Raw genomic sequence first — 21,171 nt, forward strand, 5'->3', positions numbered from 1 at the left:
TGTTTTCCGCTCCGTTTCCGGGGCTTCGTTCATCCAACTCGCCGGTGTCTTCCGGGGCTTGACGCCCTGTCCGACGTTTCAAACTCTAGCCGATCCCCGCTCCGAAAAGCGAATCCGGCCGCAATCCGATAAAACGAACACGCCGAATAAGCACCGAGTCGTGACGCGGAAAAGCGAAACGACCGGCACGAACCGGAAGTGGTGTTTCAGAGGATTGGCCGCCCCGGGACCGTCCGCGCCGATGCGTGTCCGGTGCTCCCTGCCGAGCGACTAGAAAACACTACCCCCGTCCGGGGTCGGAAGCAAACCCGTCCCGGGGACGGTCCGGGTGCACAGGGCTCGGCCGGGCTTCACGTATTCGCCGTTGGGGTGGTCGTTGCCGGTGACCCAGTGGCGGGCGGTGGCCTCGTCGCGGCCGCCGTCGCGGTGCCGCCGGAGCAGGCGCTCCTCGCGGACGGCGTCGTCGGTGTGCACGTACCAGAGTTCGTGCAGGACTCGGCGGGCATCCGGCCAGGGGGCGTCGTCGGAGGCGAGGTAGTTGCCCTCGGTGATGACGAGTCGGGTGTGGGGGCGGACCACGTGGCGTGCGGCGACCGGTTCGTCCAGGGTGCGGTCGAAGTCCGGCACGTAGATGTCCTGGAAGCGGTCGCCGGCGATGCGGCGCAGCAGGGCGACGTAGCCGTGGGCGTCGAAGGTGGCCGGGGCTCCCTTGCGGTGGGTCAGGCCGAGCCGGTCGAGCTGGGTGCCCGAGAGGTGGAAGCCGTCGAGCGGGACGTAGGCGGCGGTGCCGGGGCCCTCGACGCGCTCGACCTCGGCGACCAGGTGGCGGGCCAGGGTGGACTTGCCGGCGCCGGGCGGGCCGGCAAGTCCGAGGATCGTGCGGGCGTTGCTGCCCGGGCCGCGGAGGAAGCCGAGGGCAAGGGCGGTGAGGCGGTCCTCGTTCATGGCCGCACCTTACTCAGCACGCACCATGCCCGGTGGGGCGTCCGTTGCGCCGGATCGGCTCAGCGGTCGGCGAGGGCGGGCAGGTCCAGGGTGAGGGTGCCGGCGTCGGCGTCGAGCAGGGCCGGGACACCGAGCGGGACCGTGAGGGTGGAGGGGCAGTGGCCGAAGCCCAGTTCCCAGAGCACGGGGACGCCGAGTCCGCCGAGCCGGTCGAGCATCACGTCCCGGACCTGCTCGGGCTGTCCGCAGCCCTCCCAGGAGCCGAGGGCCACACCCGCCACGCCGTCGAGGGCGCCGGAGCGCAGGAGCTGGGTGAGCAGCCGGTCGAGCTGGTACGGGTGTTCGTTCACGTCCTCGATCAGCAGAATGCCGCCCTCGTACGAGGTTCGGGCGGCGGGCGTGCCGCGCTCGGCGGTGAGGACGTGGAGGCAGCCGCCCGCCGTGACGCCCCGGGCTCGGCCGGGCACGAGCGGGGCGGCGGTCGGCGAGGTGAGCACGGTGGTGGCGGCGGGGTCGAAGAGGGTGCGGCGCAGGTGTTCGGCGGTCGGGGCGTCGGAGCAGAAGGAGGCCCCCGCGGCCAGCGGTCCGTACAGGGTGGCGAGGCCGAGGTGCCGGGCGAAGGCCTCGTGCAGGGAGCTGACATCGCTGAAGCCGATGAAGGGCTTGGGCCTGGCGGCGCGCATCGCGGTCCAGTCCAGCAGGTCGGCCATGCGGTGCACGCCGTATCCGCCGCGGGCGCAGATGACGGCGTCGACGCCGGGGTCGAGCCACGCGGACTGGAGGTCGGCCGCGCGGTCGGCGTCGGTGCCGGCCAGGTAGCCGAGGACGGGGTGGGTGTCGAGGACGTGCGGAGCGACGGTGACGCGCAACCCCCAGGAGCGGAGGATCGCACAGCCGGCGGCGAGGCGTTCGGCGTCGACGGGGCCGCTGGGGGCGACGACGACGATGTGGTCGCCGGGCAGGAGGTGCGGAGGGCGGGTAAGCCCCTGGCCGGGTGTGGTCGGGTGCTGGTCCATGGACCGGGCCGCCTTTCGGGCGCGGGAGCGGGGGTGCGGGTGGCCGCGCCGTGGTCGCGGCCACCCGGTGACGATATGCCCCGTGGCGGACGGCGAATCTCCCGCTCCCGGCCGGTGTCCGGTGGTGGGGGCTCTTCGGGCCACCGCGTGCGTCGTCGCCCGGCCCCGGCGAGGGTCCGCCCTTCGGGGAGCGGGGAGAACGCGGCAGGGCCGTCCGGAGACGGACGGCCCTGCCGGGACGGTCGTGGCGTCAGTCCTCCACGATCAGCGCCGGGGTGTCCTTGTGCAGCGTCTCGCCGCGGAAGAACTCCGGCCGGATGAAGCCGTACCAGGTCATCAGCCCGGCGCCGAGCAGCAGGATGCCGACGCCGATCACGAAGACCGAGCCGATGCCGAAGACCGAACCGCTGCCGTAGTCGGGGGCCCAGGCGTCGGTGAGGGTCTGGAGGAAGACCGCGCTGAGCAGCACGCCGCCGAGGAGCGGGGCCACGCCCTTGAGCAGCAGGTCGCGCGCACCGGTGCGCAGCGAGCGGCGGAAGTACCAGACGCAGGCGAAGGCGGTCAGTGCGTAGTAGAAGCAGATCATCAGACCGAGCGCCAGGATGGTGTCCTGGACGACGTTCTCACTGATCAGGCTCATGCCCACGTAGAAGACCGCGGTGGCGATGCCCGCCGCGACGGTGGCGTAGCCGGGGGTGCGGAAGCGCGGATGGACGGCGCCGAAGCGCGGCGGCACGGCGCGGTAGGCGCTCATCGCGAGCAGGGTGCGGGCCACCGGGATGAAGGTGGTCTGCAGGCTGGCGGCGGCACTGGCGACGACGGCCAGGAAGAGCAGGATGCTCCACGGCGAGCCGAGCACCGGGCGGGCCAGCGCGGCGAACACGTTGTCGGCGGTGGCCGGGTTGCCGAGGCCGTTGCCGGTGCTGCCGACGCCCGCGAACATCTGGGAGGCGATCGCCACCAGCAGGTACGAGCCGACCAGGGTGACCATGGAGATCATCGCGGCGCGACCGGGGGTCTTGGCGCTGCCCGTCGTCTCCTCGTTCATGGTCAGGCAGGTGTCCCAGCCCCAGTACATGAAGATCGACAGCGACAGTCCGGCGGTGAAAGCGCTGAACGAGCTGACCTGGAGCGGGTTGAGCCAGGAGAACGAGAAGCCGATCGAGTCGGGCAGGTCGCCGGCGGCGGCCTTGCCGATGGCGATGGCGGAGAAGAGCACCAGCACGGCCAGCTGGAGGCCGACCAGGCTGTACTGGAACCACTTGGTGGCGGTCATCCCCCGGTAGCTCATCGCGGTGGCGCCGGCGATCAGCAGCACCACGGTGAGCAGGTGGACCGCCTTGTTCTGGTCGAGTTCGGTGACCCAGCCGCTGCCGGTCATCTCCCCGAGCATCAGGTACAGGAAGTCGGTCGCGACCCCGGCCAGGTTGGAGAGCACGATGATGGTCGCCACCGTCAGACCCCAGCCGGCCATCCAGCCGACCCGGGGGCCGAAGGCCCGGACGCCCCAGGTGAAGGACGTCCCGCAGTCCGGGAAGTCCTTGTTCAGCTCCTTGTACGCGAACGCGACGAGCAGCATGGGCAGGAAGCCCGCCAGGAACACCGCGGGCATCTGAACGCCGACCGCGGTCACCGTCGGGCCGAGCGTCGCGGTCAGGCAGTAGACCGGGGCGACCGTCGAGACGCCCAGCACCACGCTGCTCAGCAGGCCCACGGAACCGCCCCGTAGACCCTTGTCCCCCGCTCCCCCAGCGGTCCCCTGGTCGACGGGGACTCCACCACTGATGCCACTGACCGGGGCACCCTGCGGAGCGCCGGGCGCCATTGCCCGGCCGCTGCTCGTGTGCTCTGAGAGCTGCTGATCAAACACCAGCGCACCCTAGATGCGGGCACGGAAGGTTGAGTAGACCAACTCTTGGTGATCTAAACCACGTGCTTCGATTCGTTCCCGGAGGGCTGGCCCGAGGTGGCGAATTAACGGCCCGTTAACCCATGTACCTTTGTTTCAAAGGAGTTGAGCCAAGAAAATTTCACCTTTTTGCCAAGGTTTGACACGGTTTGCCCCGTCGCGCGAGCCGGACGACACCCAGCCTCGCGTTCAGATAGGTTTGCCTAACCTAATCTCGATTCGAAGGAGCCTCGCGTGTCCCCCACCTCCGGCGACCCGGCCCTCACCCCCCGCACGCCCGGCCGCCGCCGGTTCCTCACGGCGGGGATCGCCGGCGGCGCGGTGCTCGGCCTCGGCGGACTGCTCACCGCCTGCGGCGGCTCGGGTGGATCCGGTGGATCGGGCGAACCGGGCGGCTCCGGCGCCTCCGCTCCGGCCGGTGGCGGCTCCTCCCCGAACCAGAAGTCGGTCAAGCAGGGCGGCGACGACTACGCCGGCGTGATCGAGAAGATGAAGGGCTTCGGCACCGACGCCGCCGCCGGCGTCTACCCGCGCACCGTCAGGCACGCGATGGGCGAGACCGTCCTCCCGGCCAAGCCCACCCGGGTCGTGGTGCTGGACACCGGTGAGCTCGACAACGTCGTCGCCCTCGGCATCCAGCCCGTCGGCGTGGTGTACGCCGACGCTTCCAAGTCCCTGCCGTCCTACCTCAAGGACAAGGCCGGCAGCCCCGCCGCCGTCGGCACCATCAACAGCCTCAACCTGGAGGCGATCGCCGCGCTCAAGCCGGACCTGATCCTCGGCAGCCAGCTGCGGGCCCAGGAGCAGTACGCCCAGCTGTCCAAGATCGCGCCGACCGTCTTCTCGCTGCGGCCCGGCTACCCCTGGAAGCAGAACTTCCTGCTCAACGCGAGCGCCTTCGGCCTGGAGGCCGAGGCCCGGTCACAGCTCGACGCGTACCAGGCCGCCGCCGCCGCGATCGGTGCGAAGCTCGGCGACAGGCGGCCCACCATCACGCCGCTGCGCTTCATGCCCGGACGCACCCGGCTCTACGCGGAGCTCTCCTTCATCGGCACCATCCTCACCGACGTGCCGCTGCCGCAGCCCGAGATCGAGCGGGTGAAGGAGCTCGCGGTCGAGGTCAGCCCGGAGCAGATCGACAAGGCCGACGCCGACTGGATCTTCTACGGCGTGTACGGCAGTCCCAGCTCGACCAACCAGGACGCGGTGCTCGGCGGCGCGCTCTGGAAGACGCTCGGTGCGGTCAAGTCCGGTCAGGCCCGACCGGTTTCGGACGAGACTTGGTTCCTCGGGCTCGGTGTCATGGCAGCGAACGCGGTGCTTGCGGACCTCAAGGGTTTCGTCGCGCCCGGGAGTTGAGCCGAATCGGCGGGTCGGGGGGCGGGCCGGGGACGGGCCGGGGACGGACTGACGCGGAATGCGGGCGCCGCTCCGCTCGGACGGCAACGGTGTTCACCCGAAGCCGTGTTGGGCGATCCCACGGCGGCACCGCGACATCCCCGTGGCGGTGCTGCGGCGTCCCCGTGGCGGCGTCGCGGCATCCCCGTGACGGCGTCGCGGGCGGATCGCGACGGGATGGCCATGGAAACGCGTACACCATCGGGGCTCGACGCTTGGAGCTGGTCGCGTGGTGCGGGAGGATCATCGGAACCGTTCCTCGAAGGGCCCGCCGATGACCTCGCTCCACCCCGCCGCAACCGATCCGTCCCTGCCCGGCCAGCCCGGGGAGAGCGCCGGATCCTCGCCCCCGCCCGCCGTGCCGGGCCGGGCCGCCGCAACCGTCTCGATGTGCTCGATCGCCACCGCCGTCGAGCCCGGTGCGGCGGCGACCGGCGCCCCGGACGGAACGGTCCGCCAGGGCGGCGCCGCGCGCTTCGACTCGGTGCCGCAGCCCCGCAGCCGGCACGACGCGGAGGTACGGGCCCGGCTCGACCTGGACGCGGCGGCCGAGCGCGCTCCGGGCACGCCTGCCGCGCCCTCCTCCGGCCACGCTGCCGAGGCGACCGGCCCCGCCATCGGACGGGACGAGAACGGGTTCCTCCTGTTCCGGGCCACCGTCTCGGCGTCGGAGATCGACTCCGTGCCGGCGCAGCGCTCGGCGCGCGAAGAGCTGCGACCCCTCGGGTACCGGCGGCCGTCGCCCTCGCGGCGGCTGCGCCGGATGCACCCCCAGGCCGCCCAGTCCGGGCAGGGGGCGACCGCACGGGAGACGGCCGCGACCGGCCTGACCGCGACCGGCCCGACCGGGACGGGTCTGCCGGGTGCCGCCGCCGGGGCGGCGGCACCCACCGGTGCGGCGGGGGCGGGTGAACTCGGCGGTGCGGTGGGAGCGGCGGTGACGCGGACGGCCTCGTCCGGGAGCGGCTCCGTCACCACCGGCCCCGCGCCCGGTGCCGTGGCGTCCGACGCCGGAGCGGCCCACGTCGCGGCGCCCGACGCCGTCAATCCCGGTGCCGCAGGCCCCGACGCCGGGGCTTCACGGACCGAACCGCCGCTCGGCATCCTGATCAGCGGCAGCCTCGGGCCTGCGGAGCCGCTCGGACGGCCGGAGGAGCGGGCGCCGGTCCGGGTGGCGGCCACACCGATCCGGGTCGGCCGTGGTACCTGCCTGGTGGTGCTGCCCTCCTGGCGGCCCGCCATCGCCGTCTCGGTGTCGACCGAGCTGCTGCTCGCCGCGACCGGGCTCGGCTTCGAGCAACTGGCCGACGCCCAGCTGACGGTGCTGATGAACCCCGGCGCGCTGCACGACCGGGAGTTGGAACTGCACGGTTGGCAGTCCGGCCCGGCCACGCGGACCCGGCGCGGCACGCGCCCGTAACCCCTCCGCCGGGCCGTTCCGCGGCGAGAACGGGCGGCGGGGACGAGCGACGGGAACGAGCGACGGGCCCGGGCGGCGGGAGCAAGGATCCGGGCGGCGGGAACGACACGCCCTACCGTGCGGCCGGAGCGTTCGGGACGTACCCGAGGTCGACGGGCACCGGCGGCCGCCCGTCCACGGCCCAGCCCTCGCGGACCGCGTCCAGCAGCTCCGGCAGCACGGGAGGCCAGAGCGCGTCGGCGTTCTCGTCGGCGAGGTCGGCGGGGGTCCACCAGCGCCAGTCGAGGATCCGGTCGACGGCGTGCGCCCGGCTGACGTCGCCGACCGGGCCGCGGTGCGGCCCGTCGCAGAGGTAGATGTGCTCGTGCTGGCGGACCGGGGTGCCGTGCCAGGTGAAGTCGTGCTCCCAGGTGCAGAGCAACGGGCCGGGTTCGAGGTCGCGCCAGCCGGTCTCCTCCCACAGTTCGCGGCGGGCGCCGTCCCAGGGGGTCTCGCCCCGCTCCAGTCCGCCGCCCGGCGCGGTCCAGTGCACGCCGACCTCGTCGTTGTCCGAGCGGAGAAGGAAGACCGAGCCGTTCCCGTCCAGCACCACCGTGCGGGCGGCCTGCCTCGGCTTGCGTGTGCGCGGTCGCAGCAGATTTCGCATCGGCTCACTCTCGCAGCGGCCGCCCGGGGCGTCGAGGGGATTCGCCACTCCGGTCGGGTGCTTGAGCCGGCCGGTCCGTCGTGGCGGGCGCGCGGTCCCTCCCCCGGCCGTACCCTGACGCCCATGCCCGTACCCGCGATCATCTTCCCCGCCGATCCGCTCGACCCGCGCCGGCCCGATCCGCACTTCGCCTGGGAGGCCCGGGTGCTGCGGGAGTCGGGCGGCGGGCACCACCTGGTCGACCACGACGCGCTGCTCGCCGGGCGGGCCGAGGAGGGGGTCCGGCGGGTGCCGCAGGACAGCGGCCCGCTCTGGTACCGGGGCTGGATGCTGCCCTCCGCCCGGTACGCCGGCTTCGCCGCCGCGATCACCGCCCGCGGCGGCGGCCTGCTGACCAGCGCGCCCGGTTACGCGGCGGCCCATGAACTGCCCGGCTGGTACGACGTGTTCGAGGGCGCGACTCCGGCCAGTGCGTGGATCCCGTCCGACGGGCCGGTGGCACCCGGACCGGCGGAGCTGGCCGAGGCGGCGGCCCGGCTCGGCGGCCACGGCCCGGCGATCGTCAAGGACTACGTGAAGTCGCGCAAGCACGAGTGGCACGAGGCCTGCTACGTGCCGGAGTTGGCGGACCTGGCCGCCGTCGGCCGGGTGGTGGAGCGGTTCGTCGAACTCCAGGGAGAGTTCCTGACGGGCGGCGTGGTGCTGCGGCGGTACGAGGAGTTCGAGGGAGCGCCCACCGAAGCGGACGGCGGGAACGGTGGGGGTGGTGCGGCCGGTCGGAACGGGGTGGCCAGCACGGGCGGGCGCGCCGTGGAGGCCCGGGTGTGGTGGCTGGACGGCCGTCCCGTCCTGGTCGGTCCGCACCCCGACGCCCCGCACCTGGCCGTCGAGCCCGACCTCACCGACGTCCGGGCGCTGGTCCGCAGGCTCGGCTGCCGCTTCGTCACCACCGACCTCGCCAGCCGGGCGGACGGCTCCGGCTGGCGCGTGGTCGAGGTCGGGGACGGGCAGGTGAGCGACCTGCCGCGCGGGATCGACGCCTCGGGACTGCTGGCCTCGCTGCTCGCCGCCTGACCGGGCCCGGACGACGGGGCCGCCGAGGAGATCCGTTGGCGACGGCCCGCCAGACGGCCCGCGGGCCCGCAGCTCGGCTTGCGGGCCCACGGGTCCCGGCGGAGGGGTCCCGGCGGAGGGGTCCCGGCGGAGGGGTCCCGGCGGAGGGGTCCCGGCGGACCGGCCTACCCGGCGCCGACGGCCTCGACCGCCGGATGGCCGTCCGCGATGAACGCGCGCCAGAGCCGGGCGTAGGTGCCGCCCCGGGCCAGCAGTTCGGTGTGGGTACCGTCCTCGACCACCCGGCCGTGGTCCAGCACGACCACCCGGTCGGCCCGTTCGGCGGTGGTCAGCCGGTGGGCGATGACCAGGGTGGTCCGGCCGCCGCTGAGCCGGTCCGCGGCCTGGTTGACCGCCGCTTCGGTGGCCAGGTCGAGGGCCGCGGTGGCCTCGTCGAGCAGCAGGATGTCCGGGGCGACCAGCTCGGCCCGGGCCAGCGCGATCAGCTGGCGCTGACCGGCCGAGAGGTTGCGCCCGCGTCCGGCCACCTCGTGGTCGTAGCCGCCCGGCAGACGGACGATCATGTCGTGGGCGCCGACCGCCCGGGCCGCGGCCTCCACCTCGGCCGCCGAGGCCTCCGGCCGTCCGTACGCGATCGCCTCGCGGACCGTGCCCGCGAACAGGTACGCCTCCTGCGGCACCACGCCCAGACGGTGGCGGTACTGCGCCAGGTCGTAACGGGTGAGGTCCACCCCGTCCACCCGGACGGTGCCCTCCGTGGCGTCGTAGAACCGGGCGACCAGCTTCACCAGCGTCGACTTGCCGGCACCGGTCTCGCCGACCAGCGCCACCGTCTGCCCGGCCGGGATGTGCAGGTCCACACCGCTCAGCACGGTCGGGGCGCCGCCCTCGCCGCCGTTGTAGGCGAAGCCGACCCCCTCGAAGGAGATCTCGCCGCGCAGCCGCCCTGGCACCCGGACCGGGTCGGCCGCCTCGGCGGTGGTGGTCGGGGTGCGCAGCAGCTCGCGGATGCGGCCGAGGCCCACCGAGGCCTGCTGGTAGCCGTCGAACACCTGGGACAGCTGGTTGACGGGCGCGAAGAACAGGTCGATGTAGAGCAGGTACGCGACCAGCGCGCCGACCGTCAGCGTCCCGGCGTCGACCCTGGCGGCGCCGACGATCAGCACCAGCGCGGCGGCCACGCTGGAGAGGAACTGGACGAACGGGAAGTAGAGCGAGATGTAGAGCTGGGCGCGGACCCGGGCCTCGCGGTACGCGATGCCGCGGGCCACGAAGCGGTCGGTGTTGGTGTCCAGGCGGCGGAACGCCTGGACGATCCGCATGCCGGCCACGTTCTCCTGGAGGTCGGCGTTGACGGCGCTGATCAGGTCGCGGGAGCGCTCGTACTGGTCCTTGGACTTCTTGCGGAACACCAGGGTCGCGATCACCAGCAGCGGCAGCACGGCGAAGACCACCAGGGCGAGGCCGGCGTCGATGACCAGCAGGGCGGCGAAGATCCCGGCGAAGGTCAGCAGGCTGACCACCGCGGTGACCATGCCGGTCTGGAGGAAGGAGGTCAGCGAGTCCAGGTCGGTGGTCATCCGGGTCATGATCCGGCCGGTCAGCTCGCGCTCGTAGTAGTCCAGGCCGAGCCGGTTGAGGTGCGCGAAGATCTTGAGCCGGAGCGTGTAGAGGACGCGCTCGCCGGTACGGCCGCTGACCCGGTTCTCCTGGGCCTGCACGGCCCAGTCGAGCAGGACCACGACGAGCGCGATGAGTGCGGCCACCGCGACGCCGGACATCAGGCCCTTGCGGACGCCCTCGTCGATGCCGTGCCGGATCAGCACCGGCAGCACCAGTCCGGCCGCCGCGTCCAGGGCGACCAGCAGCAGGGCGATGAGCAGCGGGACGCGGAAGGGGCGCAGCAGGCGGCGCAGGGTGAAGTCGGGGTCGCCGGCCTCGGCCTCGGCCCGGGGGACGCCCGGGGCGTCGTCGGCCGGCGGGAGCGCGGCGACCCTGGCCAGCAGGTCGGGGTCGGCGGTGCGGGCGGCCTTGACCAGGGCCGGGGTGGGGAGGGCGGGGAGGGCGGGGACGGGGACGGGGGCCGCGTCGGTCGGGAGGACCGCGTCGGTGGGGAGCGGCGTCGGCGCGGCGTCGGTGGGGAGCGGCGTCGGCGCGGCGTCGGTGGGGAGCGGCGTCGGCGCGGCGTCGGTGGGGAGCGGCGTCGGCGCGGCGGGGCGGTTGCCGGTGTGGCCGGGGCCGGGGGGCTGCTCCGGGGACTTTCCGGAGGTCTTCTCGTCGGACTCTTCGAGGGCCGGGGGCGGGGTGGCGCGGTCGGCCTCGGGGTCGGTGATCAAGGCCCGGTACTGGGGACATCGGGCTTCGAGTTCCTCGTGCGTTCCGAGGTCCAGCAGCCGGCCATGGTCCAGGACGGCGATCCGGTCGGCGAGCTGGAGGGTCGAGCGCCGGTGGGCGATCAGCAGCGTGGTGCGGCCGGTCATCACCGAGCGCAGCGCGTCGTGGATCTCCGCCTCGATCTGCGGGTCCACCGCGGAGGTGGCGTCGTCCAGCAGCAGGATCCGGGGGTCGGTGAGGATCGCCCTGGCCAGCGCGATGCGCTGGCGCTGGCCGCCGGAGAGGGTCAGGCCCTGCTCGCCGACCTTGGTGTCGTACCCGTCCGGCAGTGCTCGGACGAACTCGTCGGCCTGGGCGGCGCGGGCGGCGGCGACCACCTGTTCCTCCGTGGCGTCCGGGCGGCCGTAGGCGATGTTGGTGCGCACCGACTCGGAGAAGAGGAAGCTCTCCTCGGGGACGATGCCGACCGCCGCGCGGACCGAGTCCAGGGTGAGGTCGCGCAGGTCGTGGCCGTAGAGGCGGACGGCACCGGCGGCGGGGTCGTAGAAGCGGGGCACCAGCTGGGCCACCGTCGACTTGCCGGAGCCGGAGGCGCCGACCAGGGCGAGGGTCTCGCCGGGGGCCAGCGTCAGGCTGAGGCCGTGGAGGACCGGGGCGGGGTGCTCGGGGTCGTAGCGGAACTCGACCTGGTCGAACTCCAGGGCGACGTCGGGGGTGCGCGGGCCGACGGTGGTGCGCGAGTCGGCGTTGGTACGCGGGTCGGCGTTGGTGCCATCGGAGGCGGAGGTGCCGCCGTGAGCGAGGTCCAGGGTGAGGGCGTCCGGGCGCTCCTGGACCAGCGGGCACTCGTCGATCAGTTGCAGGACCCGCTCGACGCCGGCCCGGGCCTGCTGGCCCACGGTGATGACCATGGTCATCATCCGGACCGGGCCGGTCATCTGGGCGACGTAGGTGGAGAAGGCGACGAAGGTCCCGAGCGTGACCCGGCCGTCGACGGCCAGCCAGCCTCCGAAGGCGAGGACGCCGACCTGGGCGAGCGCCGGGATCGCCTGCATCGCCGGGTTGTAGCGGGCGTTGAGCCGGATCGACCGGAGCCGGGCGGCGAAGAGGTTGCGGGACGCCGCCTCCAGCTTGTCGAGCTCCTGCGCCTCCTGGCCGAAGCCCTTGACCACGCGGACGCCGCCGATCGCGCCGTCCACCACGCCCGCCACGGCGGCCGCCTCCTGCTGGGCGGCCCAGGTGGAGGGGAAGAGCCGCTTGCGGCTGAGCACCGAGACCCACCACAGGGCAGGAGCCATGACCAGGGCGATCAGGGTGAGCGGCGGGGACAGCCAGATCATCACGGCCAGCGACATGACGAACATCAGCAGGTAGCCGGTCATCATCGGCAGCATCGAGAGCAGGCCGTTGACCAGTTGGAGGTCGGAGGTCGCGCGCCCGATCACCTGGCCGGTGTCCAGTTGGTCCTGGCGGTGGCCGTCGAGCCGGCCGAGCGAGCGGAACAGGTCGCTGCGCATGTCGTGCTGGACGTCGAGCGCGAGCTGGCCGCCGAAGTAGCGGCGGACCTGGGTGCAGCCGAACACCATGAGGGCCGCGAGCAGCAGCATCACGGCCCAGGGGGCCAGCGATCGGGTACGGGCGACGATGACGTCATCGATGATCAGCTTGGTGACCAGCGGCACCAGCGCGGTGACGGCCATGCCGAGGAGCGAGGCGCCGAAGGCCAGCAGCAGGCTGCGGCGGGACCGCCAGCTGTAGCCGACCAGGCGGCGCAGCCAGCCGGGCGCCTCCGCTCGGTCGGTGGGGGGCGCGGAGGAACCGGCCGACGCGGCGGAGGCGGGCTGCGCGGGGGAAGCGGCCGGAGCGGGGGCGGCAGGCCGCGCGGGGGAAGCGGGCTGCGAGGGGGCGGCAGCCGGTGCAACGGCGCGGTCGGCCCCGGGCTGCGGGCTGCCGACGGGGACCTCCGGGGTCGGGCCGGGGGCCGGGGGGCCGCTCGGGGATTGCTCCACCGTGGATCCGTGAGTCTCGGGCATATTTAGGGATGCTAACCATTTCGTCGGGTGGCCGCCACGATGTTTCCGGCCCGGGTGGGTTCGGGTCGGACGGGGGCAGCCCGGATCGTCCGGTCCGGTGGACTGGCCAACAGCCTGCGGCCTGCGGTGATTCCCGCGGGCACTCGCGCGGCCGGCTCTCACCCGACCGCTTCCAGGGTCGCCGACGGCACTGCGGTCGCCCAGCGGCCAGGGGTGGGGAGGGGCCGTCCTTTTGGCCTAAGACCCGTCCGCCCTGTCGCCCTGGCCCGCACCCGGGCTGGGGAGGGCGACGCCGGGGTGCTCCGCAGGCGCCGCGCCCTCGGCTCTCGGGCCTTTGGGCCCTTGGGCCCTTGGGCCCTTGGGGCCTTGGGCCCTTGGGGCCTTGGGCCCTTGGGGCCGACCACCGCCGGGGGTGAGCGGCGGCCGGGGGCCGATCTCAGGCCTCCGTCGCCACCGAATCGCCACCGGGGGCGGCGGCCGAGCGCGAGGCCGCCGCGAAGGCGCCGTGGGCGAGGGCGTGGAGCAGGGCGGCCATGCCGTCGCGCTGGAGGGCGGAGCGCTCACCCTGGTCGGGGTTCGGGCCGAGGCTGTGCGGAGTCGAGTTGATCAGGCCGAAGACGGCGTGCACGGTGGCCCGCGCCACCGGCTCGGCAGCGGGCTCGGCCAGTGGTGGATAGGCCTGCCGGACCACGTCGACCCACAGCTCGACGTAGCCGCGCTGGAGCCGGCGGACGGTGCGCCGGTCCTCCTCCTTGAGGTTCAGCAGCTCCCGGTCGTGCAGGGTGATCAGGTCCCGGTCGTCCAGGGCGAAGTCGACGTGGCCACTGATCAGCGCGTCCAGCGTGGCAGCCGGGCCGTCGCCACCGGCCGCCCGGCGGCGCCCCTCCTCCAGCAGGCGCTCGCTGATGCCGATCAACAGATCGGCGAGCATCGCGTCCTTGCCGGCGAAGTGGCGGTAGAGCCCCGGGCCGCTGATCCCGACGGCCTTGCCGATCTCGTCCACACCCACGCCGAGGAAGCCCCGGGCGGCGAACAGCCTGGCGGCCTCCCGGCGGATCTGGTCACGGCGCGGGAGTGCGGAGGCTGCGGGGACGTTCGGCATGCCGCCCATCGTAGACAGTCGGGTTATCGACCGTTAACCTGAGCTCGTAAGTTAACGTTAATTAACGTGGCAGATCACGGGCGGACCGCATCCGGCCGCCCACCTGGTGCCGAGGGCAAGGGAGCTCTTGGGAATGGTCATCTCAACCACCGGCGCGCCCAACGGCGTCCGGCTCAGTGCGGCGACCGGCACGGCGGCACCCGGCGCCGCGCCCTCCTCCGCCGCCGCCGCACCGGCACCCCGGCTCGGCAGCTCCGTCGACCCGGGCTCCGAGGCCTATCGCGCCAACACCGAGGCGCACCGGGCCCTGGTCGCGGAACTGCGCGCGAAGCTCGACGCGGCCGCCCTGGGCGGTGGCGCCAAGGCCCGCGCCCGGCACACCGCCCGCGGCAAGCTGCTGCCCCGCGACCGGGTGGACAGCCTGCTCGACCCGGCCTCCCCCTTCCTGGAGCTGGCGCCGCTGGCCGCCGACGGGATGTACGACGGTGCGGCGCCCGCGGCCGGGGTGATCGCCGGCGTCGGCCGGGTCGCCGGGCGCGAGGTGGTGGTGGTCGCCAACGACGCCACCGTCAAGGGCGGCACCTACTACCCGATGACGGTGAAGAAGCACCTGCGCGCCCAGGAGGTCGCGCTGGAGAACCGGCTGCCCTGCATCTACCTGGTCGACTCCGGCGGCGCCTTCCTCCCGATGCAGGACGAGGTCTTCCCGGACCGCGACCACTTCGGCCGGATCTTCTACAACCAGGCCAGGCTCTCCGCCGCGGGCATCCCGCAGATCGCCGCCGTGCTCGGCTCGTGCACGGCCGGCGGCGCGTACGTCCCGGCGATGAGCGACCAGGCGGTGATCGTCCGCAACCAGGGCACGATCTTCCTCGGCGGTCCGCCGCTGGTGAAGGCCGCCACCGGCGAGGTGGTCACCGCCGAGGAGCTGGGCGGCGGCGAACTGCACTCCCGCACCTCGGGCGTGACGGACCACCTGGCCGAGGACGACGCCCACGCCCTCTCGATCGTGCGCACGATCGTCGCCGGGCTCGGCCCGCGCGAGGCCAAGCCGTGGCCGCTCACCCCGGTCGAGCCGCCGGCCGTCGACCCGGCGGGCCTGTACGGGGCCGTGCCGGTCGACCCACGCACGCCGTACGACGTGCGCGAGGTGATCGCCCGCCTGGTGGACGGCAGCCGGTTCGCCGAGTTCAAGGCGGAGTACGGCGCGACCCTGGTCACCGGCTTCGCCCGGATCCACGGCCACCCCGTCGGCATCGTCGCCAACAACGGCGTGCTGTTCTCGGAGTCGGCCCTCAAGGGCGCCCACTTCATCGAGTTGTGCGATCAGCGGGGCATCCCCCTCCTCTTCCTCCAGAACATCACCGGGTTCATGGTCGGCCGGCAGTACGAGGCGGGCGGCATCGCCAAGCACGGTGCCAAGATGGTCAACGCCGTCGCCTGCACCCGCGTCCCGAAGCTGACCGTGGTGATCGGCGGCTCGTACGGAGCCGGCAACTACTCGATGTGCGGCCGGGCCTATTCACCTCGCTTCCTGTGGATGTGGCCGGGCGCCAAGATCTCCGTGATGGGCGGGGAGCAGGCGGCCTCCGTCCTCGCCACCGTCCGCCGCGACCAGTTGGAGGCACACGGCGAGCAGTGGCCGGCCGAGGCGGAGGAGGAGTTCAAGCGCCCCGTCCGCGAGCAGTACGAACGCCAGGGCAACGCCTACTACGCCACCGCCCGGCTCTGGGACGACGGTGTGATCGACCCGATGGACACCCGCACCGTGGTCGGTCTCGCCCTCACCGCCTGTGCGAACGCCCCGCTGCCGCCGCCCGCCCCGTACGGCGTCTTCCGCATGTGAACCGCCCCGGTGCCGCTCCCGCGCCCGTGCTCCCTCCCTTCCGGGTGTGACTCGGGTGTGACTCCCCGCGGCGCCGGCCCACCCGGTCGGCGCCCCGGCCGCCCACCGCCACCTCCTTCGTACGGCTCCCCTCGACCCGGAGGAACGCCTCCCATGTTCGACACAGTTCTGGTCGCCAACCGCGGTGAGATCGCCCTCCGGGTGATCCGCACCCTGCGGCGGCTCGGCGTCCGCTCGGTCGCCGTGTTCAGCGACGCGGACGCCGACGCGCCGCACGTCCGCGAGGCCGACGTCGCGGTTCGGCTCGGCCCGGCCGACCGCAGCGACAGCTCGGCGGCCGAGACCTACCTGCGGACCGACCAGATCCTGGCCGCCGCCCGCCGCACCGGCGCCCAGGCCGTCCACCCCGGCTACGGCTTCCTCGCCGAGAACCCCGGCTTCGCCCGCGCCTGCGCCGACGCGGGCCTCGTCTTCATCGGACCACCTCCCGGTGCGGTCGAGCTGATGGGTGACAAGATCAACGCCAAGGAGGCCGTCCGGGCTGCCGGCGTCCCGGTGGTGCCCGGCAGCCAGGCCACCGCGCCCACCGACGAGGACCTCGTCGCCGCCGCCGACGAGATCGGCTACCCGGTGCTGCTCAAGCCGTCCGCCGGCGGTGGCGGCAAGGGCATGCGCCTCGTGCGGGACCGCGCCGACCTGCCCACCGAGATCGCCGCCGCCCGCCGCGTCGCCCGCACCGCCTTCGGTGACGACACCCTGCTGCTGGAGCGCTGGATCGAGCGGCCGCGCCACATCGAGGTGCAGGTGCTCGCCGACGCCCACGGCACCACCGTCCACCTCGGCGAGCGCGAGTGCAGCCTCCAGCGCCGCCACCAGAAACTGATCGAAGAGGCTCCCTCCGTTCTCCTCAACGCCGAGACCCGCGCCGCGATGGGCGCCGCGGCCGTCCGCGCCGCGGAGTCCTGCGGCTACACCGGCGCCGGCACCGTGGAGTTCATCGTCCCCGGCATCGACCCGGACGCTCCCGCCTCCGCCTCCGAGGGGGTGCGGGACTTCTTCTTCATGGAGATGAACACCCGTCTCCAGGTGGAACACCCCGTCACCGAACTCGCCGTCGCGGTCGGCACGGACTCAGCCCGGCTCGACCTGGTCGAGTGGCAGCTGCGCGTCGCCGCCGGCGAACCGCTCTCCTTCTCCCAGTCCGACATCTCCTTCCTGGGCCACGCCATCGAGGCCCGCATCTGCGCCGAGGACCCGGAACGGGACTTCCTGCCCACCGGCGGCCGTATCCTCACCCTGGACGAGCCGCGCGGCGAGGGCATCCGCGTCGACTCCGGGGTGGCCCCCGGAACCGTCGTCACCAGCGCCTACGACCCCATGCTCGCCAAGGTCATCGCGTACGGGCCCGACCGGCCGACCGCGCTGCGCCGACTCCGCGCGGCCCTGGCCGACACCCGCATCCTGGGCGTCACCACCAACACCGGCTTCCTGCGTCGGCTGCTCGCACACCCCGAGGTCGCCGCAGGCCGACTGGACACCGGTCTGGTGGAGCGGACGGCCCAGGAGCAGCCGGCCCTGCTCACCGCGCCGTACTCCCCCACCAACGCGACCACCCCGGGTCCGACCACCCCGGACGCACCCGCGGCGGCCGAACCGGCGCCTCCCGCTCACCTCCTCTACTACGCGGCCGCGCTGGCGCGGCACCTGGAACTCACCCCAGCCGTCGACCCCGACGGCTGGACCGACCCGTTCTCCCTTCCCTCCGGCTGGCGCCTGGGCGGCACTCCCGCCTGGACCACCCACCGCCTCCGAACCCCCGGCCAGGATCCGGTGGCGGTGAGCATCTGTCCGATCACTGCGGGCAACGTAGCCGACACCACTGACAATTCCGCCGGGCCCACCCGCGAGGTGGAGCTCCGGCTCGACGAGGGCCCCGCGCACCGCGCCCGCGCCACCCTCTCCGGCGACCGGCTGCACCTGACCGTCGACGGCCTCCAGACCACCTTCTCGCTGGCCACCGACACCACCCCCGGCCTCGCCTCCGGCCCGGTGACCTGGCTGGGCATCGAGGGCGACGCCTGGCCGCTGCACGTCTACGACCCCGTGGTCGAGAGCGCCGCCGGGGCCGGCGCGCACCACGGCGCGCTGACCGCCCCGATGCCCGGCACCGTCACCGTCGTCAAGACCACCGCCGGCGAGACGGTCCGCAAGGGCCAGCCCCTGCTCGTGCTGGAGGCCATGAAGATGGAACACGTGATCGCCGCACCGCACGACGGCGTGGTCGCCGAGCTGCGGGCCACCGCCGGCGCCACCGTCGCGATGGAGGACCTGCTGGTCGTGGTCACCCAGGTCGAGGAGGCCGCGACCGCACCGGCCGCCGCCTCCGCCGAGCCCGTGGAGGTGCCGTCGTGACCGCCCCCGCCCCCGCTCGCGAGCCCGACGCCCTCGACCTGGGTCTTCCCGACCCCGTCCGCGCCGCCGGGCTGCCCGAGGAGGTCCGGATCCACGAGGTCGGGCCACGCGACGGCCTGCAGAACGAGAAGTCCCTGGTGCCGGTCGAGGTCAAGGCCGAGTTCATCGCCCGGCTCGCGGCGGCCGGCCTGCGCACGGTCGAGGCCACCAGCTTCGTTCACCCGAAATGGGTACCGCAGCTGGCCGACGCCGAAGAGTTGCTCCCCCGGCTCGCCGACCTTCCGGGGCGCCACCCCGGCCTGCGGCTGCCGGTGCTGGTGCCGAACGAGCGCGGGCTGGACCGCGCGCTCGCCCACCACGCCTCCGACATCGCGGTGTTCGCCAGCGCCACCGAGACCTTCGCCCGCCGCAACCTCAACCGCTCGGCGGACGAGGCCATGGCGATGTTCCGCCCGGTCGTGGCCCGGGCCGCCGAGGCCGGGGTCGCGGTCCGCGGCTACCTCTCGATGTGCTTCGGCGACCCGTGGGAGGGCCCCGTCCCGGTCGACCAGGTGGTCCGGTACGGCGTGCGGCTGCTGGAACTGGGCTGCGCGGAGCTCAGCCTCGGCGACACCATCGGGGTGGCCACCCCGGGGCAGGTCACCGCCCTGCTGGAGGGCTTCGCCCGGGCCGGCGTCCCGGTCGACCGGCTCGCCGTGCACTTCCACGACACCTACGGCCAGGCGCTCAGCAACACCCTGGCGGCGCTGCGCGAGGGCGTCACCACGGTGGACGCCTCGGCCGGCGGCCTGGGGGGCTGCCCGTACGCGAAGAGCGCCACCGGCAACCTGGCCACCGAGGACCTGGTCTGGATGCTGCACGGGCTCGGCATCCGGACCGGCGTCGACCTGCGCGCCCTCGTCGCCACCAGCGGCTGGATGGCCGAGCGCCTCGGCCGGCCGAGCCCCTCCCGCACCGTCCAGGCGCTGCTCGGCGCCGCCCGGGGCTGAGCCGGCCCCACCTCCTGCGCCGGCCGCCCGCACGGTCCGGCCGGCGCCGCTCACCACGTTCATCGCTCGACGCCCATCCCTCAATCGCACCGTGCGACCGTCGTACCGTCCGACGGGCGCCGGTCAACCCGCTCTCGCCTGCGGCCGACCCGGCCGGGCACCAGGAGGATCACCGTGTTCGACCACCGACTCAGCAGCGAGTACGAGGAACTCCGGCGCACCGTCGCTGAGTTCGCCCAGGACGTGGTGGCGCCGAAGATCGGCGACTACTACGAGCGCGAGGAGTTCCCCTACGAGATCGTCCGGGAGATGGGGCGGATGGGGCTCTTCGGCCTGCCCTTCCCCGAGGAGTACGGCGGCATGGGAGGCGACTACTTCGCCCTCGGCCTCGCCCTGGAGGAACTCGCCCGCGTGGACTCCTCGGTGGCGATCACCCTCGAAGCCGCCGTCTCGCTCGGCGCGATGCCGGTCTACCGGTTCGGCACCGAGGAGCAGAAGCGCGAGTGGCTGCCCCGGCTGACCTCCGGCGAGATCCTCGGCGCCTTCGGGCTCACCGAGCCGGAGGGCGGCTCGGACGCGGGGGCCACCCGCACCACGGCGCGCTACGACGAGGCCACCGACGAGTGGGTCATCAACGGCACCAAGTGCTTCATCACCAACTCCGGCACCGACATCACCGGCCTGGTCACCGTCACCGCGCTCACCGAACCGATCGCTCGTTCGAGTGAAGAGGGCGAATTCCGCTCGCCTGTGCGGGAGATCTCCTCCATCATCGTGCCCACCGGGACCCCCGGCTTCCAGGTCTCGAAGAAGTACTCGAAGGTCGGGTGGAACGCGTCCGACACCCGCGAATTGTCCTTTACCGACTGCCGCGTTCCCGCGGCCAACCTGCTGGGCGAGCGTGGCCGAGGCTACGCCCAGTTCCTGCGGATCCTCGACGAGGGCCGCATCGCGATCGCGGCCCTGGCCACCGGCCTGGCCCAGGGCTGCGTCGACGAGTCCGTGAAGTACTCCGGCGAGCGCCGGGCCTTCGGCCGGCCGATCGGCGCCAACCAGGCCATCCAGTTCAAGCTTGCCGACATGGAGCTGCGAGCCCACACCTCCCGCCTGGCCTGGCGGGACGCGGCTTCCCGGCTGCTGCACGGCGAACCGTTCAAGAAGGAGGCCGCGATCGCGAAGCTGTACTCGTCCGAGGCCGCCGTCGACAACGCCCGCGAGGCGACCCAGATCCACGGCGGGTACGGCTTCATGAACGAATTCCCGGTCGCCCGCTTCTGGCGCGACTGCAAGATCCTGGAAATCGGGGAGGGCACGTCTGAAGTCCAGCGCATGCTCATCGCCCGGGAGCTCGGCGTCAGTTCGTGACGGTCACTTCCTGACGGTCACCTCCTGAGCCGCACTCGCCGGGGCGACACATCATTCGGCAGACGTTCGGCGCACCAAGCAACCCAGTTCACCACGAGGCGAGTTGGGGCGCCGAGCAGCGGATGAGGCATCAGGAGAGCGAACCAACAGGCGACTTCGGGAGGAGAGGCGGAACCAGGGCCTCAGGGGATGACGATCACCGGGCGGTTGGCCCGCCGCGCCAGCCGTCCGGAGACCGAGCCGAAGATCTTGCCGAGCAGGCCGTGGGTCGTGCCGACGACGATCGCGTCGGCCGCGTACTCACGGCCGACCTCCTCGATCTCGTGGCAGATGTCCCCGCCGCGCTCGATCAGGACCCACGGCACCCCGGTCAGGAAGTCCGCGCAGGCGAGTTCCAGGCCGAGGACCTCGGTCCGGTGGTCGGGAAGGTCGACGAAGACGGGCGGCTCGCAGCCGGCCCAGACCGTGGCCGGCAGGCGGTTGGCGACGTGCACGATCACCAGGCCGCACTGCGAACGGCGCGCCATGCCGACGGCATAGGCGAGCGCGCGCTCGCTCGACAGCGAGCCGTCGAAGCCGACCACCACGCCGTGCTGGAACACCGGGTCGAGGGACGGCGCCGGAGTGTCCTGCCCGGATGGTTCGGTGTGCCCGCCCAGCGAACCGGCCGCGCCGGAATCCG

14 protein-coding genes are annotated in these 21,171 nt (G+C 73.4%); 7 read left to right on the plus strand and 7 right to left on the minus strand.

Annotation, left to right across the window (positions count from 1 at the left end):
* Positions 1 to 270: 270 nt before the first annotated feature.
* From ACZ55U_RS06310 to ACZ55U_RS06320, 3 genes are all read right to left on the minus strand, one after another.
* Positions 271 to 945, minus strand: a complete 675-nt coding sequence (locus tag ACZ55U_RS06310; protein ID WP_465523013.1) for a nucleoside/nucleotide kinase family protein — start codon at positions 943 to 945, stop codon at positions 271 to 273.
* Between the two features lie 59 nt (positions 946 to 1,004).
* Complete coding sequence (locus tag ACZ55U_RS06315; protein WP_465523015.1) at positions 1,005 to 1,961, minus strand: S66 peptidase family protein; 957 nt, start codon at positions 1,959 to 1,961, stop codon at positions 1,005 to 1,007.
* Between the two features lie 250 nt (positions 1,962 to 2,211).
* Positions 2,212 to 3,786: an APC family permease gene (locus ACZ55U_RS06320; RefSeq protein WP_465523329.1), complete on the minus strand. Its 1,575-nt coding sequence runs from the start codon at positions 3,784 to 3,786 to the stop codon at positions 2,212 to 2,214.
* Positions 3,787 to 4,104: 318 nt separating this feature from the next.
* Between ACZ55U_RS06320 and ACZ55U_RS06325 the strand changes: the two genes are divergently transcribed.
* Both ACZ55U_RS06325 and ACZ55U_RS06330 read left to right on the plus strand, forming a co-directional pair.
* On the plus strand, positions 4,105 to 5,229 hold the full coding sequence (locus tag ACZ55U_RS06325) for an ABC transporter substrate-binding protein (RefSeq protein WP_465523017.1): 1,125 nt from the start codon (positions 4,105 to 4,107) through the stop codon (positions 5,227 to 5,229).
* A gap of 313 nt (positions 5,230 to 5,542) precedes the next feature.
* On the plus strand, positions 5,543 to 6,688 hold the full coding sequence (locus ACZ55U_RS06330; protein WP_465523019.1) for a hypothetical protein: 1,146 nt from the start codon (positions 5,543 to 5,545) through the stop codon (positions 6,686 to 6,688).
* A 112-nt stretch (positions 6,689 to 6,800) separates the two neighbouring features.
* Here the strand turns inward: ACZ55U_RS06330 and ACZ55U_RS06335 are convergent, their stop codons facing one another.
* Positions 6,801 to 7,334 carry an NUDIX hydrolase gene (locus ACZ55U_RS06335; protein WP_465523021.1) on the minus strand — a complete coding sequence of 178 codons (534 nt, stop codon included), beginning with the start codon at positions 7,332 to 7,334 and terminating at the stop codon, positions 6,801 to 6,803.
* Between the two features lie 123 nt (positions 7,335 to 7,457).
* Here ACZ55U_RS06335 and ACZ55U_RS06340 point away from each other — a divergent pair, with 123 nt between their 5' ends.
* Positions 7,458 to 8,408: an ATP-grasp domain-containing protein gene (locus ACZ55U_RS06340; protein ID WP_465523023.1), complete on the plus strand. Its 951-nt coding sequence runs from the start codon at positions 7,458 to 7,460 to the stop codon at positions 8,406 to 8,408.
* Between the two features lie 164 nt (positions 8,409 to 8,572).
* Here ACZ55U_RS06340 and ACZ55U_RS06345 read toward each other — a convergent pair whose 3' ends face one another.
* On the minus strand, positions 8,573 to 12,775 hold the full coding sequence (locus ACZ55U_RS06345; protein ID WP_465523025.1) for an ABC transporter transmembrane domain-containing protein: 4,203 nt from the start codon (positions 12,773 to 12,775) through the stop codon (positions 8,573 to 8,575).
* Positions 12,776 to 13,211: 436 nt separating this feature from the next.
* The gene (locus ACZ55U_RS06350; protein WP_465523027.1) at positions 13,212 to 13,877 is read right to left on the minus strand and encodes an SACE_7040 family transcriptional regulator; all 666 of its coding nucleotides are present in this window, start codon (positions 13,875 to 13,877) and stop codon (positions 13,212 to 13,214) included.
* A gap of 133 nt (positions 13,878 to 14,010) precedes the next feature.
* On the opposite strand from ACZ55U_RS06350, the gene ACZ55U_RS06355 reads away from it, so the two are divergent.
* The 4 genes from ACZ55U_RS06355 (at position 14,011) to ACZ55U_RS06370 (ending at position 20,489) form a co-directional block, all read left to right on the plus strand.
* Positions 14,011 to 15,723: a carboxyl transferase domain-containing protein gene (locus ACZ55U_RS06355; protein WP_465523029.1), complete on the plus strand. Its 1,713-nt coding sequence runs from the start codon at positions 14,011 to 14,013 to the stop codon at positions 15,721 to 15,723.
* A 153-nt stretch (positions 15,724 to 15,876) separates the two neighbouring features.
* Positions 15,877 to 18,135, plus strand: a complete 2,259-nt coding sequence (locus tag ACZ55U_RS06360) for an ATP-binding protein (RefSeq protein ID WP_465523031.1) — start codon at positions 15,877 to 15,879, stop codon at positions 18,133 to 18,135.
* Positions 18,132 to 19,124, plus strand: a complete 993-nt coding sequence (locus tag ACZ55U_RS06365) for a hydroxymethylglutaryl-CoA lyase (protein ID WP_465523033.1) — start codon at positions 18,132 to 18,134, stop codon at positions 19,122 to 19,124. The genes ACZ55U_RS06360 and ACZ55U_RS06365 overlap by 4 nt, the downstream gene beginning before the upstream one ends.
* Positions 19,125 to 19,298: 174 nt before the next feature.
* Positions 19,299 to 20,489, plus strand: coding sequence for an acyl-CoA dehydrogenase family protein (locus tag ACZ55U_RS06370; protein WP_465523035.1), 1,191 nt, complete (start codon positions 19,299 to 19,301; stop codon positions 20,487 to 20,489).
* A gap of 182 nt (positions 20,490 to 20,671) precedes the next feature.
* Here the strand turns inward: ACZ55U_RS06370 and ACZ55U_RS06375 are convergent, their stop codons facing one another.
* Positions 20,672 to 21,148: a universal stress protein gene (locus tag ACZ55U_RS06375; RefSeq protein ID WP_465523331.1), complete on the minus strand. Its 477-nt coding sequence runs from the start codon at positions 21,146 to 21,148 to the stop codon at positions 20,672 to 20,674.
* Between the last annotated feature and the right edge of the window lie 23 nt (positions 21,149 to 21,171).

The organism is Kitasatospora sp. NPDC034533 (assembly GCF_055575155.1).